Source organism: Pseudomonas sp. BF-R-19 (assembly GCF_019956445.1).
GTDB classification, from domain to species: Bacteria; Pseudomonadota; Gammaproteobacteria; order Pseudomonadales; family Pseudomonadaceae; genus Aquipseudomonas; species Aquipseudomonas fluorescens_BH.
In genome coordinates, this window is sequence record NZ_JAHBDN010000125.1 from 96633 (window position 1) to 110533 (window position 13901).

General features: G+C 59.2%; 13 protein-coding genes. 8 read left to right on the forward strand and 5 right to left on the reverse strand.

The annotated features are described in order from the left end of the window. The first annotated feature begins 93 nt into the window (after positions 1-93). The 3 genes from KGB28_RS31140 to ampC all read left to right on the forward strand — a co-directional run bounded on the left by KGB28_RS31140 (position 94) and on the right by ampC (position 4049). A complete protein-coding gene (locus tag KGB28_RS31140) occupies positions 94-1440 on the forward strand; it encodes an MFS transporter (RefSeq protein WP_223449273.1) in 1347 nt (448 codons plus the stop codon). Between the two features lie 12 nt (positions 1441-1452). Next, the gene (gudD, locus tag KGB28_RS31145; RefSeq protein ID WP_223449276.1) at positions 1453-2796 is read left to right on the forward strand and encodes a glucarate dehydratase; all 1344 of its coding nucleotides are present in this window, start codon (positions 1453-1455) and stop codon (positions 2794-2796) included. Positions 2797-2939: 143 nt separating this feature from the next. After that, on the forward strand, positions 2940-4049 hold the full coding sequence (gene ampC, locus KGB28_RS31150; RefSeq protein WP_411740615.1) for a class C beta-lactamase: 1110 nt from the start codon (positions 2940-2942) through the stop codon (positions 4047-4049). Between the two features lie 50 nt (positions 4050-4099). Here the strand turns inward: ampC and KGB28_RS31155 are convergent, their stop codons facing one another. Continuing rightward, complete coding sequence (locus tag KGB28_RS31155) at positions 4100-4447, reverse strand: DUF6124 family protein (RefSeq protein WP_223449370.1); 348 nt, start codon at positions 4445-4447, stop codon at positions 4100-4102. Between the two features lie 523 nt (positions 4448-4970). Between KGB28_RS31155 and KGB28_RS31160 the strand changes: the two genes are divergently transcribed. Next, positions 4971-6338, forward strand: a complete 1368-nt coding sequence (locus KGB28_RS31160) for an AAA family ATPase (RefSeq protein WP_223449280.1) — start codon at positions 4971-4973, stop codon at positions 6336-6338. Beyond that, positions 6331-6966, forward strand: coding sequence for a TIGR02646 family protein (locus KGB28_RS31165; RefSeq protein WP_223449281.1), 636 nt, complete (start codon positions 6331-6333; stop codon positions 6964-6966). The genes KGB28_RS31160 and KGB28_RS31165 overlap by 8 nt, the downstream gene beginning before the upstream one ends. A 48-nt stretch (positions 6967-7014) precedes the next feature. Here the strand turns inward: KGB28_RS31165 and KGB28_RS31170 are convergent, their stop codons facing one another. Further along, entirely contained in the window at positions 7015-7566 is a 552-nt protein-coding gene (locus KGB28_RS31170) for a DUF4174 domain-containing protein (protein ID WP_223449282.1), read from the reverse strand. 180 nt (positions 7567-7746) lie between these two features. Here KGB28_RS31170 and KGB28_RS31175 point away from each other — a divergent pair, with 180 nt between their 5' ends. Beyond that, positions 7747-8115 carry a VOC family protein gene (locus KGB28_RS31175; protein ID WP_223449283.1) on the forward strand — a complete coding sequence of 123 codons (369 nt, stop codon included), beginning with the start codon at positions 7747-7749 and terminating at the stop codon, positions 8113-8115. A gap of 20 nt (positions 8116-8135) precedes the next feature. Here KGB28_RS31175 and KGB28_RS31180 read toward each other — a convergent pair whose 3' ends face one another. Both KGB28_RS31180 and KGB28_RS31185 read right to left on the reverse strand, forming a co-directional pair. Next, complete coding sequence (locus tag KGB28_RS31180; protein WP_150725814.1) at positions 8136-8921, reverse strand: sulfite exporter TauE/SafE family protein; 786 nt, start codon at positions 8919-8921, stop codon at positions 8136-8138. Positions 8922-9138: 217 nt separating this feature from the next. Next, positions 9139-9888 (reverse strand): hypothetical protein, encoded by a 750-nt coding sequence (locus tag KGB28_RS31185; protein ID WP_223449284.1) that lies wholly within the window; start codon positions 9886-9888, stop codon positions 9139-9141. Positions 9889-10106: 218 nt separating this feature from the next. Between KGB28_RS31185 and KGB28_RS31190 the strand changes: the two genes are divergently transcribed. Both KGB28_RS31190 and KGB28_RS31195 read left to right on the forward strand, forming a co-directional pair. Beyond that, complete coding sequence (locus KGB28_RS31190; RefSeq protein WP_223449285.1) at positions 10107-10928, forward strand: aldo/keto reductase; 822 nt, start codon at positions 10107-10109, stop codon at positions 10926-10928. Between the two features lie 29 nt (positions 10929-10957). Continuing rightward, a complete protein-coding gene (locus KGB28_RS31195; RefSeq protein WP_223449286.1) occupies positions 10958-11428 on the forward strand; it encodes a DUF1810 domain-containing protein in 471 nt (156 codons plus the stop codon). Here KGB28_RS31195 and KGB28_RS31200 read toward each other — a convergent pair. After that, positions 11393-13753 (reverse strand): DNA polymerase II, encoded by a 2361-nt coding sequence (locus KGB28_RS31200; protein ID WP_223449287.1) that lies wholly within the window; start codon positions 13751-13753, stop codon positions 11393-11395. The two genes, KGB28_RS31195 and KGB28_RS31200, sit on opposite strands and share 36 nt — an antisense overlap. Positions 13754-13901 lie beyond the last annotated feature (148 nt).

The following is a 13901-nucleotide window of genomic DNA, read 5'->3' on the forward strand; positions in this document are numbered from 1 at the left end:
TTGCGCGATGAAAAAATCTAGTTGTATGATGTCTAGCAACAACGCAGCACCCAGCTTCACCCCGCATAAAAATAACGAGTGGGAGAAAACGCAGTGAATACATCCATATCCGGGATGCACGACGACGCCAATTCAGCGCTGAAGTCCGCCATCGCCAAAGTCAAACGTCACGTCTTGCCGCTGTTCGTCATCATGTTCATCGTCAATTACATTGATCGCGTGAACATCGGTTTCGTCCGCACCCACATGGAACACGACCTGGGTATTGGCGCGGCCGCCTATGGCCTGGGCGCCGGCCTGTTCTTCATCGGTTATGCACTGTTCGAAGTGCCCTCCAACATCCTTCTGCAGAAAGTCGGCGCACGCATCTGGCTGACGCGGATCATGCTGACCTGGGGCCTGGTCGCCGCGGGCATGGCGTTCATCCAGAACGAAACCCACTTCTACATCCTGCGTTTTCTGCTGGGCGTGGCCGAAGCCGGTTTCTTTCCCGGAGTGATCTACTACTTCACCCGCTGGTTGCCCGGCGTGGAGCGCGGCAAGGCGATTGCCATCTTCCTCAGTGGCTCGGCGATTGCCTCGTTGATCTCCGGCCCGCTGTCCGGGCTGCTCCTGCAAATCAACGGCCTGGGCATGCACGGCTGGCAATGGATGTACTTCATCGAGGGGATGTTCTCGGTCGGGTTGTGCGTGTTCGTCTGGTTCTGGCTGGACTCCAGACCCCACGACGCCAAATGGCTGAGTCGCGAAGAGCAGGACGCGCTGGTCAAGGCCATCGACGACGAACAATTGGCCCGGGAAGCCGCCACGCCGATCAAACCGTCGCTGGGCAAATTGCTCAAGGATCGCCAGATCATCCTGTTCTGCCTGATCTACTTCTTTATCCAGCTGACCATCTACGCCGCGACCTTCTGGCTGCCGAGCATCATCAAGAAGATGGGCGACCTGAGCGATGTCCAGGTCGGGCTGTTCAACTCGATCCCGTGGTTGCTGTCGATTGTCGGCATGTACGCCTTCGCTTCCCTGTCAGGCAAATGGAAACACCAGCAAGCCTGGGTCGCCACTGCCCTGCTGATCGCCGCAGCCGGGATGTTCATGTCCACCACCGGCGGGCCGGTCTTCGCCTTCGTTGCGATCTGCTTTGCTGCACTGGGTTTCAAATCGGCCTCGTCGCTGTTCTGGCCGATTCCCCAGGCCTACCTGGATGCGCGCATTGCCGCTGGCGTCATCGCGCTGATCAACTCGGTGGGCAACCTTGGCGGTTTCGTCGCGCCGACCACATTCGGCCTGTTGGAAGAACGCACCGGCTCCATCCAGGGCGGGCTGTACGGCCTGGCCGCGACCTCGATCATCGCCGCCATCATCGTGTTTGCCGCCCGCAACAAACCCAAATCCGCGCCTGCCGTCGAATCGGCCAAAGCTGCGCCACGTCACGCCTGAAAGGATAAAAAAATGACTGCACAAGAAATCGCCAAGGCCCCGATCATCACCAGCATGCAGATTGTTCCGGTGGCCGGCCACGATGGCATGCTGCTCAACCTGAGCGGCGCCCACGGCCCGTTTTTCACCCGCAACATCGTGATCCTCAAGGACAACTCCGGGCACACCGGCGTCGGTGAAGTGCCGGGCGGCGAGCGCATTCGCCAGACCCTGGAAGACGCACGCAGCCTGGTGGTCGGCAGCCCAATCGGCACCTACCAGAAAATCCTTAATCAGGTACGCCAGACCTTCGCCGACCGCGATGCCGGTGGCCGCGGTTTGCAGACCTTCGACCTGCGCATCACCATTCACGCCGTCACCGGCCTGGAAGCCGCATTGCTCGACTTGCTCGGCCAGCACCTGGACGTGCCGGTGGCTGCCCTGCTCGGTGAAGGCCAGCAGCGCGATGAAGTGAAGATGCTTGGCTATCTGTTTTATGTCGGCGATCGCAACGAGACCGACCTCGCCTACCGCAGCGAACCGGACGCCGACAATGACTGGTTCCGCGTGCGACACGAGAAAGCCATGACCGCCGATGCGGTGGTCCGTCTGGCCGAGGCGGCCCACGCGCGTTATGGCTTCAAGGACTTCAAGCTCAAGGGCGGCGTGCTCAGCGGCGACGCCGAAATCGAAGCGGTCACGGCCCTGGCCGAACGCTTCCCCGATGCGCGTATCACCCTCGACCCGAATGGCGCCTGGTCACTGAAAGAAGCCATCCGCCTGTGCCGCGATCAGCACCACGTGCTGGCCTATGCCGAAGACCCGTGCGGGGCGCAAAACGGTTACTCGGGACGCGAAGTCATGGCTGAATTCCGCCGGGCCACGGGACTGAAGACCGCGACCAACATGATCGCCACCGACTGGCGGGAGATGGGCCACGCGATCCAGTTGCAGTCAGTCGACATTCCCCTGGCCGACCCGCACTTCTGGACCATGCAGGGCTCGGTGCGTGTGGCCCAAATGTGCCACGAATGGGGCCTGACCTGGGGTTCGCACTCCAACAACCACTTCGACATCTCCCTGGCGATGTTCACCCATGTCGCGGCGGCCGCGCCGGGCGAGATCACCGCCATCGACACCCACTGGATCTGGCAGGACGGCCAGCGCCTGACCAAGGCCCCACTGCAAATCGTCGACGGCTGCGTGCAGGTTCCACAGAAACCGGGGCTGGGGGTGGAACTGGACATGGATCAGGTCGCCAAAGCTCATGAACTGTACAAAGGCATGGGCCTGGGGGCCCGGGATGACAGCGTGGCGATGCAGTTCCTGATTCCCGGCTGGAAGTTCGATAACAAGCGGCCGTGCCTGGTGCGTTGAATCAACGGTTGCGCGTGGCCGCCTGTTGGCGGCCGATTTTAAAAAGCGCTCGGAGCATGGCGCTTCACGCCCTAAAATGACGCGCAACTGAATCAACGACGGATGAAACCAACATGGACAGGCTGAAAACCATCGCCGCTTGCATGGCGATATTCGCCGCGGGCCAGTGCGCGGCACAGGATCAAATCGAGACAGTGGTGAACGCCGCCGTACAACCGGTGATGCAAGCCGAGGGTATCCACGGCATGGCCGTGGCAGTCACCGTCAACGGCCAGGCGCATTACTTCAACTATGGCGTCGCCTCGATAGAAACCGGCAACCCCGTCACGCAAGACACCCTGTTCGAAATCGGCTCCGTCAGCAAAACCTTCACCGCCACCCTCGCCGCCTACACCCAGGCCACGGGCAAGCTGTCGCTGTCGGACAAGGCCAGCCAGATCCTGCCGGCGTTGCGCGGCAGTGCGTTCGACCACATCAGCGTGCTGCAACTGGGCACCTACAGCGCTGGGGGGCTGCCGCTGCAATTCCCCGCTGAATATGATTCGGCAGACAAAATGCTCGGCTACTACAAACAATGGAAACCGCTCTACACACCCGGCAGCCACCGACTGTATTCGAACCCCAGCCTCGGCCTGTTCGGCTACCTCGCTGCGCAAAGCATGGGCCAGCCGTTTGATGACCTGATGGAGAAAACCCTGCTGCCGAAACTGGGCCTCAAGCACACCTATGTGCATGTGCCGCAAGATCAGATGGCGCTGTACGCCCAGGGCTACAACAAGGACGGCAAACCGGTACGGGTCACTCCAGGTGCGCTGGATTCCGAGGCGTACGGGGTGAAAACCAGCGCCGCCGACTTACTGGACTACGTCGGCGCAAACATGAAGCCGGCGTCTCTGGAAAAGCCGTTGCAGCAAGCCATCGCCCTGACCCATAGCGGTTACTACACCGTTGGCGATATGACCCAGGGCCTGGGCTGGGAAATGTATCGCTACCCGATCACACTGGATCGCTTGCTGGACGGCAACTCCACACCGATGGCCATGGAGGCGCATAAGGTCCAATGGCTGAACCCGCCGAAAGCGCAGCCGCAGAACGTGCTGATCAACAAGACAGGTTCAACCGGTGGTTTTGGTGCTTACGTGGCGTACGTGCCAGCGAAGGACATCGGTATTGTGATGCTGGCCAACAAGAACTTCCCGAATGCGCAGCGGGTCAGGATTGCTCATCAGATTCTGAGTGCCCTGACTCAATAAGCCTTGCCACCATTTCTATAGATAAGGGCGACCTCTAGAGGTCGCCTTTTTTACTTTATCGTCACACCTTCGGGCGGGTCGATATTGTCCAACGCACGGTTCACCAACAATTCGCCCACCACTGCCAGTTGCTGAATCGAAAGAGCCACATTGCGATTGGAGCTTTCCAGGTTACAGGCCAGATCGGTGACCAGCACGTTCAGGGACGCGAGGGTTTCACAGGCGTGGCACAGCAGCGTTGGGGTGTCGACGTTTGGGAGGATGGTGAAGATGTGGCTGACCGGGTCGGCTTGCTTGGGGTTGCGCAAGCGAGCGCTGACGGCGGGTTCGGTGATGTCTGACAGTGGTAAATCTGAGTCGGATGGGGATTCCGGGGGATTCGGACTTAGCTTTTTCATGAAGAAGTACCATTGGGGATTATTGAGAAAACTACCCATCTCACTTCCACATGAGGGTGGCAGCTGTACGCAGGTGTGGAAGTCCAGGTCAATCCACCAAAACCCGGTGCACTCGAAAGTGCTCCCGCGCACAGCCGCCAAAACGCGGCGATGTTGACATAAAAAATGTCGACTTGCGCTTTAGGGGCATTGGTAGATGGCTTGAACCAACGGACTTCCACATCCGACCGCTGATTTGCAGCGGCTGACGAAGATTATCGGTACGGCCCAATGGGCACCAGTTCACGGTGTGCGCCACGTCATGCAGGAAATTTCCGACGCAATTGAAGTCCTTTGCCTACGCTCGATTTTCTGAGCATTTAGTTACAAACACCTTTTTGCTCATGACCGTTGTGATGCAGGTGAATCCGTTGTATCTAATGGACCTCCCAAGCCTGCGAACGGCATCGGATCAATCCGTGGCCGGGAATGACATAATGCGCGCTCACCTATTCAAATCGACTGACCCTAAAAGGGCGTTGTAATGGAAATTTTCAGCTTCAAGCTCAAGGATGTCGGTCGCTTCACCGATATGACCATTTACCTGGCCCCCACCCCCAAACACCGCTCAAATGTGACGGTGCTTGTGGGAAACAACGGTGCCGGGAAAACCACCCTTTTAAAGTCATTGGCCACCTCATTGAGTTGGCTAGTTGCCAGGATTCGTACCGAGAGGGGCATTGGCAGCCACCTTACAAATGAAGACATTCGAAACGGCGCCGCAGTCGCAATCGTTTTGACTGCCGTATCAGATAGTTCGCCAGCGCAACCAAGTTCCCCCGAAGATGATCCAAAACATGATCTCTTCACGTGGGCCATTGCTCGTGGCAGGCAAGGGCGAAAGAGTGATATCCATAGTGAATTAGCGGAAGCCAGCCTCCTTGCAGACCACTATCGCACTCAACTAACCATTGATGAAAAAGCTTCACTCCCTCTGATCGCCTACTACCCGGTAGAGCGCTCGGTTTTGGAAATCCCGCTAAAAATCCGCACCAAACATACCTTCGATCAGCTCGACGGTTACGACAACGCGTTGAATCGTGGCGTGGACTTCCGCCGTTTCTTCGAATGGTTCCGTGAACGCGAAGACAGCGAAAACGAAACCGGCGTATCCGACACTGCACTGACCGAAATTTCCGTAAAATTCGGCAAGGACAGCGACATCTGGAAAACCCTTTCCCAGTTGAAAGCTTCTTCCCGGGATCGTCAGTTGACCGCAGTTCGTTCCGCCATCGCCGCGTTCATGCCCGGCTTCAGCAACCTGCGAGTGCAACGCAAACCGCGCCTGCACATGGCCATCGACAAAAACGGCGTAACGCTGAATGTCTCCCAGCTGTCGCAGGGGGAGAAATCGATGATGGCATTGGTCGGCGACATCGCTCGCCGATTGGCGATGATGAACCAGTCTCTGGACAACCCATTGGAGGGGGACGGCATCGTCCTGATCGACGAAGTCGATTTGCACCTGCACCCCAAATGGCAACGCAGTCTGATTCGGCAGTTGAGCGAGACTTTCCCCAACTGCCAATTTGTCCTGACCACTCACTCGCCACTGGTCATCAGCGACGCGAAAGACGTGCTGTGCTACGTGCTCAATGACGGGGAACTGCAAGAACACAATGGCCTGTATGGATTGGATGCCAACCAGGTACTTCTAGAAGTCATGGACACCGATGTACGTAACAGCGAAGTGCAAAAACGTCTGAATCTATTGCTCAAGCATTTGCAGGATGGTGACCTGGACGCTGCGAAGAAACTGTATTCCGAGCTTTCTCTTGAGCTGCCAGAGGGACATCTGGAGTTGGCGAAGGCGGCTTTGTTGATCCGTAAGTTGGAGTTACGTCGTGCGTAAGATCGACAAAGGCATGGAGCCACCCTCGTTGACTCGTTTTAAACGCTCGAACAACACGTTGCGTTACCGGGACTTACCAGCGGATGAGAGCCGGTCGATTCGATCATCCTGCATTTCGGAGCAATACGGTTTATGCGCCTACTGCTGTCACTCCATCACGGTTGATAATGCTCATAATGAGCATCTTGAAGCTCAGGATCATGCACCGAATCGAACGTTGGACTTTTCCAATATCGTCGCCAGTTGCCAGCGCTTGCGCCAATGCGGTCACGGCCGAGGAACACGTCTGTTGCCACTCACACCGTTGATGGCCGAATGCGAAACCGAACTGAAGTTCTATTTTTCCGGTCTGGTTGAGGGACAAACCGAGCGGGCCCGGCTTTCAATTGAGGCCTTGAACCTGGGTCATACCGAGGAAAGTAATCGAGGCCTGATCGGTGCGCGTAAGCAGTTGGTCGATGCACTGATATTTGACCAGTGCATGCAACCCGCAGAATTGCAATTTGAAGACGAGGAACTACTGGTCCTGCTTCTGGACACCCTGAAGACTCCGAACCCGGCACAATGTCTTCAGCCGTTTTCCCCCGTACTGGTCAATATCATCCATCAATTTCTGGCTCAACCTTGAGCTAGAGCCAGCGGTTCTGCAGGCCCGGATTACGCTGCTGCGCAGGGTTCAATCATCCGGCATTTCAGGCGGCTTGGCAGGCTTGGCCGGTTTGCCTGGTTTTGTACCTTTGGCGCCTTTGGCCGCCGGCTCCGCTTCAGCGACGGGAGCGGCCACGGTCGCGGTAAATTCTTTTTCGGCCGCCGGCAACTGATCGACAGCGCTGAAAATCTCGTCCAGCTTGATGGCGTCCGATTGTTCAAGTTTCTTTTCGCCGTCCTTGCCGACCAGAATCACCTTGGTCTTGGCGCCGGCACCCAGCTTGAGCGAGCGGATCAGTGCCGCCGTGTCCTGTGGCCCGAGGTCTTTGCCGTCGCGCTGGCCCATCAGGTTGAGTACGGTGTAGAGCACCATGTTGCGGTCGGTGAAACCCTTGCGATTGGCCGGCTCATCCAGCGACTTTTTCAGGCTGACCCAGATCGGATCAACCGTGCTCGGCGCGATGACAATCAGTGGCCGGGCCCTGCCCTTGTCCATGTCCAGCGGTGAGTCGCCATCAGCGGCGAACGAGGTGCCGGCAATCGCCAGCAAAGTAGCCAGGGTCAGTGACCTGATGAGCATGCGCATCTCCTTTTGATATCCACGCTCTAATGATTGCGCATCGCGGCGATCGTTCCGGGTGACGTACCGCAAATATTGTTCGCCTTGCCCCAAGCTTAGGTCAGGGCGGTCATTGCGCAACAGGCTGGGCTAATCTGAAGACTCATGACAACCCGCCTGATCCGTCGCGAGGACTGGCCCATGAGCACTCAGTTGAACCACACCATCGTCTGGTGCCGGGACAAGCAGGTTTCGGCGAATTTCCTGGCCAGCCTCCTTGGCCTGCCCGCCCCGCAGCCCTTCGGGCCCATGCTGATCGTCAAACTGGATAACGGCGTGTCACTGGACTTCTACGACAACGACCCGCCGATAGCGTCTCAGCACTACGCATTCTTGATGGGCGACGAGGATTTCGATGCAGCCTTCGCACGCCTGCAAGCCAACGGTCAGCCATGGTGGGCCGACCCGGGCAAGCAGCGACTGAGGGAGATCAATGATTTCGCGGGAGGACGGCGGGTGTATTTCGATGACCCGGACGGGCATCTGCTGGAAATATTCACCCGCGAATGAAGCTTTCGTGGCGGCTTGAATCAGAACGCCAGTTTGTAGCCGATCAGCAACAGCATGGTCGCCAGGCAAGGGCGCAGCAGTTCGTCGGAGATGCGCCCGGTCAGGTGGCTGCCCAGGTAAATCCCCGGCAACGAGCCCACCAGCAAGTAACCCAGGACGTGCCAATCCATGTTGCCCATGCTGGCATGGCCAAGGCCTGCGACCAGGGTCAGCGGCACGGCGTGGGCGATTTCAGTCCCCACCAGGCGGCGGGTCGGCAGCATCGGATAGAGAATGAACAGTGCCACGGTGCCCAGTGCGCCGGCGCCGATGGACGTCAGCGCGACCATGGTGCCAAGGACCAGCCCGGTGATGACCGTCATCACGTTCAAGCGCAATCCACTGGGGTTGTAGTTGCCGCCCGCACGTTTGTGGGCGAAGTCGAGCAGGCGCTTCTTGAACAGGATCGCCAGTGCCGTGGCAAACAACACAAAACCGAGGGCCTGCTTGATGATCGCGTTCATCGCCTCGGGGGCGCTGTGCAGGGTACTGAGGAACCACAGCGTCAACACCACCGCAGGCACGCTGCCCAAGGTCAGCCAGCCGGTAATCGCCCAGTCGATGTTGTTGTTCTTGCGGTGAACCAGTACACCGCTGGATTTGGTGATGGCGGCGTACAGCAGATCGGTACCGACCGCCGTCGCCGGGTTGATGCCGAACCCTAGCAGGATCGGCGTCATGAGCGACCCGCCACCTACGCCAGTCATGCCGACGATGAAGCCGACGACCAGCCCGGCAACGACCAATCCGATGTTCACTAAATCCATGAATACTTCCACAAAGATCGCAGGGGAAATCTGGACCGCAGCATAGCGATATTTCTTATAACAAGTTATATCGATGCGATCTATCTTTATGCCCTGAAGTGTCATGCCACCCTGTGGGAGCGGGCTTGCTCGCGAAGGCGTCGTGTCAGTCACTATTTGTGTGGCTGATACACCGCTTTCGCGAGCAAGCCCGCTCCCACAGGGTTTCGTACTGGATTCACTGCACCGGCAGGAAATTCAGGAACACCAGGCTCTGCGCATAGTTCAGGCCGATGCGCCGGTAGCGTTCGTCGAGCATCCGGGTCAGCAGGTCCAGCCGGGCGACGATCTTGCCGAACTCGACGGCAAAGCTCAGGTTGCTGCCCTCCTCCGAGATTTCGTTGGAGAACAGCAAGGGCTGGCCTTCTTTGTTCTGTCGCTGGCTGAGGATCCAGGTGGCGATCTCGATGTTGCGCGCGGCATTGCTGACGAATACCGGGTTGATCGTATCGGTCATGTAGAACTCCAGGCGATTGCCATGGGCGGTCACCAGCATGCTGCCGATGGCATAGATGAACGCCCCGACCCGGTCGCCGAGAAACTCCGGGCTCATGGCAAAACGCAGGGCCGCGAGGTCCTTTTTGCCGCCCAGGGTCGGTAATGGCTCCTGCATTTCAATGGCCATGCGCACTTGCTTGCCGGCGGTACGGGCATCGAGGAAACCGGATTTTTTCAGCTCATCGGGGTTACGCAGGTAGAGCTTGCTCATCAGCAGGTAAAGGCTGTCGAGGTTGTCGCGCATGGTCAGGGTGGCCATGCGGTCGACGCTGGTCTGCAGGAACTCCTGGGGTTTGCCTTCGCGCATCTGGTTGATGATGTCGCCGCCCTGCTGTTGGCTGCATCCGGTGACGAAGAACATCGACAGACCTGCCAGCAGCAGGCAATGACGGCGGATTTTTGTGGTGATTGCGGGTGAAACTCGAGCCATGGGTTCTTGGACTTGGGCATGGGCCGGCGGTGGGGATCGCCGCAGGCTGCCATGGATAGAGCCGGACATTTCGAAAAAGTGCAGTCTCGGCACAGAGCAATCGATCACCGGCAAGGTGCAGTTCAAGAGTTCGCAACCTGCGGCAACCCTGCGGCGGAACCGATGGACTATTCTGCTGCCCACTGAAACAACCATCGGCATTCATAAAGGAGGTTTGCATGCGCACGCTTGAACTGGCTGGCGCCAGGGTCCCGGTCATCGGCCAGGGGACCTGGCAGATGGGCGAAGACCACTCACGGCACACGGAAGAAGTCGCGGCACTGCGCCTGGGCATCGAACTGGGCATGACCTTGATCGACACCGCTGAAATGTACGCCGAAGGCGGCGCCGAGGAAGTGGTCCGCGATGCCATCGCCGGCCAACGTGACAGCGTCTTTCTGGTCAGCAAGGTGTACCCGCACAATGCCAGCCGCCAGGGCATTCCCCAGGCGTGCGAGCGAAGCCTGCGCAGGCTTGGCACCGATTACATCGATCTGTATCTGCTGCATTGGTGCGGTCAGTATCCACTGGAGGAAACCGTCGAAGCCTTCGAGCGCCTGCGCGAAAACGGCAAGATCGGTCGTTGGGGCGTGTCCAATTTCGACCTCGACGACTTGCTGGAACTGGACGCCCCGGCCTGCGCCACCAATCAGGTGCTCTACAACCTGGCACAACGGGGCATAGAATTTGATTTATTACCCTGGAGCCAACAGCAACGGCTGCCGATCATGGCGTACTGCCCGATTGGCCAAGGCGGTAAAATGCTCTTCGACGTCACGCTCAAGCAGGTGGCCGCCCGTCACGGCGTCGCACCGGCACAGGTGGCACTGGCATGGATACTGCGTCAGGAAGGAGTGATCGCCATCCCCAAAGCGGTCCAACCCGAGCATGTGCGGCTCAATGCCCAGGCCGCAACATTGCAGCTTGAACCCGGGGATCTGGAGGCGCTGGACCAAGTGTTTCGCGCGCCACAACGCAAACAGCCGTTGACCATGGTCTGAGTCAACGCAGTCTGTCAGAGAGCTTCGCCATGAGAAGCACCGACCACCTGGACCCGTTCAATCTGCAACGCTTTCTCCAGGCTCAGGAACCGGTATTCGACCGGGTTCAAAACGAGCTGAGCAACGGACACAAGCGCAGTCACTGGATGTGGTTCATTTTTCCGCAGTTTGCCGGGCTCGGCGGCAGCGAGATGTCGCGCCGCTTTGCCATCCGCTCGCGGGAGGAAGCCCTGGCCTACCTTGAGCACCCGTTGCTGGGCGCCCGGCTACGCACCTGCACCCAGGAAGTGCTGAACATCCGGGAGCGTTCGGTGGCCGGAATTTTTGGTCATCCCGACGACCTGAAGTTTCATTCCTCGATGACCCTGTTTGCCCAGGTCACCGACGCCGACAGCCTTTTCCAGCAAGCCCTGAACCAATACTTCCACGGCATCCTGGATGACTGGACCCTGTCGCTGATGGACTCAAAACAGGCCCAGTTGCCCACCAACCAGGGTTGAGAAGTCGTCGTCGACAAACGGCAGTATCGCGTCCGCCACCGGTTGCAGCTGCCGGGTGATGTAGTGGTCGTAGTCGATGGGCGCGCTGCGCACTTCCAGCGGTTCAGGGCCGGCAACGGTGATCACGTAGCTGATCCAGCCGCCGTTCTGGTACTGGCGCGGGCGCCCCTGCCGGTCGTTGTACTCGTCGGCCAGGCGCGCTGCGCGCACATGGGGCGGTACGTTGCGCTGATAGTCATCAAGGGTGCGGCGCAGGCGTTTGCGGTAGATCAGCCGGTCATCGAACTCACCGGCCAGGGTCTTGCGCACGTAGTCACGCACATAATCCTGATATGGCTTGCGCAGGAAGATCCGCGAATACAGCTCCTGCTGGAATTGCCGGGCCAGCAGCGACCAGTCGGTGCGCACGGTTTCCAGGCCTTTGTAGACCATCTCCTCGCTGCCGTCCTCCCGGGTGACCAGCCCGGCGTAGCGCTTTTTACTGCCTTCTTCGGCGCCGCGAATGGTCGGCATCAAAAAGCGCTTGTAGTGGGTTTCGAACTGCAATTCGAGAACGCTTTGCAGGCCGTACTCCTGCTGCACATGCTCGCGCCACCACTGATTGACGTGCGCCACCAGCGCCTGACCGATCTGCGCCGCCTCCTGCTGGCCATGGGCGCGACGCAGCCAGACGAAGGTCGAGTCGGTGTCGCCGTAAATCACCGCATGCCCCTGGGCTTCGATCAACTGGCGGGTGCGCAACATGATTTCGTGCCCGCGCAAGGTGATGGACGACGCCAGGCGCGTGTCGAAGAAGCGACAACCGCTGGAGCCGAGCACACCGTAGAACGCGTTCATGATGATCTTCAGCGCCTGGGACAGCGGCGCGTTGTGTTCGCGCTTGGCGGTTTCCCGGCCTTCGGCCACCCGGGCGACGATGGATGGCAGGCAATGCCGGGTGCGAGAAAAGCGCGCGCCACGAAAACCCGACACCGACTCACTGTCGTCCGGGTGCTTGAGCCCTTCAATCAGCCCCACGGGATCGATCAGGAAGGTGCGGATGATCGACGGATAGAGGCTTTTGTAGTCGAGCACCAGCACCGATTCGTAGAGTCCCGGTTGCGAATCCATGACAAAACCGCCGGGGCTGGCTTCGGGTGGCTTGCCACCGAGGTTCGGCGCTACGAAACCCTGACGGTGCATCAGCGGCATGTACAGGTGCGTGAACGCCGCCACCGAACCACCCATGCGATCGGCCGGCAAACCGGTGACGCTGGCTCGCTCCAGCAGGAAGGTGAGTAGCTCGGTCCTGGCGAAAATTCGCGTGACCAGTTCGCAGTCCTTGAGGTTGTATTTGGCCAGCGCCGGTTTGTCCTCGGCGAACATGCGATTGATTTCGTCCATGCGCTGGTACGGGGTGTCGATGGACTTGCCCTCGCCGAGCAAGGTTTGCGCGACGTTTTCCAGGCTGAACGAGGGGAAACTCCAGGTCGCCGAACGCAGGGCCTCGATACCGTCGATGATCAAGCGGCCAGCGGCTGACGCGAAGTAATGGTTGCCGCTGCCGTGTTCACGCCACTGCATTTCCTCGCCGCCACGCCCCAGTTTCAACGGTACCGCCAAGCGCCGGGCGTGTTCGTGAAGCACTCGCAAGTCGAACTGCACGACGTTCCAGCCGATGATCGCGTCGGGGTCGAACCGGGCAAACCATTCGTTGAGCTTTTTCAGCAACAGGGTCCGCGACTCGCAGTATTCGAGCTGGAAGTCCACCTGGCTAGCGTCGCCATTGGGTGGACCGAGCATGTACACCTGACGCTCGCCGCAACCTTCCAGGGCGATGGAATACAACTCGCCCTGAGCGGTGGTCTCGATGTCCAGGGACACCAGTTTCAGGCTCGGCCGGTAGTCCGGATCGGGTTTCATCTGCGCGTCGAGCAGCAGGCCCTCGGCATTCGGCGTGCCACTGAAGCGCACCGGCGCGGTGATGAAGCGTTCCATCATGTAGCGTTCCGGCGGGCGCACGTCGGCTTCAAACACCTCGACACCGGCCCGGCGCAGCGCGGTTTCCAGGCGCATCAACTGGCCGTGTTGCTGGCAGTAAAGACCGAGGACCGGGCGATGTTCGAAGTCCTGCAGGGCCAGGGGCCTGAGTTCGACGTTCTTCTCGTCATGCAAAACGCTTTCGGCCGCCTGACGCTGCACGGCGGGGATGAATGCCACCGACGGTTGATGAGGCAGGCGGATACGCCGGGGACCGCTGTCGGTCGCCAGCCAGAATTCGACTTCCGTACCGGCCGGGGTGTCGCGCCAATGCCGGGTCAGGACGAAGCCCTGCTGTAGATCCACCACTGCAAACCTCGAAACTGATTCAGAGGGTGATTCTACCCGTCATCAGTCGCGATAGCGCGATTGCCGCAGGCCTATCAGGCAGACACCGACCCTGTGGGAGCGGGCTTGCTCGCGAAGGGGCCATAACATTCAACATCTTTGTTGG

Coding starts and splice junctions, on each gene's coding strand:
- gudD (WP_223449276.1), top strand. CDS start 1,453: ATGACTGCACAAGAAATCGCCAAGGCCCCGATCATCACCAGCATGCAG.
- ampC (WP_411740615.1), top strand. CDS start 2,940: ATGGCGATATTCGCCGCGGGCCAGTGCGCGGCACAGGATCAAATCGAG.
- KGB28_RS31155 (WP_223449370.1), bottom strand. CDS start 4,447: ATGAAAAAGCTAAGTCCGAATCCCCCGGAATCCCCATCCGACTCAGAT.
- KGB28_RS31160 (WP_223449280.1), top strand. CDS start 4,971: ATGGAAATTTTCAGCTTCAAGCTCAAGGATGTCGGTCGCTTCACCGAT.
- KGB28_RS31170 (WP_223449282.1), bottom strand. CDS start 7,566: ATGCTCATCAGGTCACTGACCCTGGCTACTTTGCTGGCGATTGCCGGC.
- KGB28_RS31175 (WP_223449283.1), top strand. CDS start 7,747: ATGAGCACTCAGTTGAACCACACCATCGTCTGGTGCCGGGACAAGCAG.
- KGB28_RS31180 (WP_150725814.1), bottom strand. CDS start 8,921: ATGGATTTAGTGAACATCGGATTGGTCGTTGCCGGGCTGGTCGTCGGC.
- KGB28_RS31185 (WP_223449284.1), bottom strand. CDS start 9,888: ATGGCTCGAGTTTCACCCGCAATCACCACAAAAATCCGCCGTCATTGC.
- KGB28_RS31190 (WP_223449285.1), top strand. CDS start 10,107: ATGCGCACGCTTGAACTGGCTGGCGCCAGGGTCCCGGTCATCGGCCAG.
- KGB28_RS31195 (WP_223449286.1), top strand. CDS start 10,958: ATGAGAAGCACCGACCACCTGGACCCGTTCAATCTGCAACGCTTTCTC.